This window comes from Alcanivorax sp. S6407, from assembly GCF_023016115.1.
GTDB lineage: Bacteria > Pseudomonadota > Gammaproteobacteria > Pseudomonadales > Alcanivoracaceae > Alcanivorax.
The window spans coordinates 1-413 of sequence record NZ_JALKBH010000021.1 but is presented as its reverse complement, the minus strand read 5'-3'; the positions used below and the strand labels follow the sequence as shown (position 1 = coordinate 413).

Below are 413 nucleotides of genomic sequence, written 5' to 3'. Positions count from 1 at the left end.
CGCCTTTCGACAAATCCTCCATCACCGCCCAGGTCATTCATCGTGATAACGATTCACCATAAAGACACAAGTGTCAGAAAGTCTCTAACGCTTGCATTCTCAATGAATACTTGGACTTCTCATTTCCCAAATTTTTAAAGAGCTTCTTATACCATCAGATATAAGACCGATTAAAAAACCGGAAACAAATAATCCCGTAGGAATCACTTGTTTCCGGCTTCTTGCCGGTAACAACTAGACAAGCAAACGTGTGGGCCCTGAACAGGACAGAGATCTTTGTCGTTAAGGAGGTGATCCAGCCGCAGGTTCCCCTACGGCTACCTTGTTACGACTTCACCCCAGTCATGAACCACACCGTGGTAATCGTCCTCCCGAAGGTTAGACTAACTACTTCTGGTGCAATCCACTCCCAT

Annotated in this window: 1 rRNA gene; it reads right to left on the bottom strand. The window is 45.8% G+C overall.

From position 1 onward, the window contains the following. Positions 1–283 precede the first annotated feature (283 nt). Positions 284–413 (bottom strand): 16S ribosomal RNA (locus MWU49_RS17660); the annotation flags it as partial.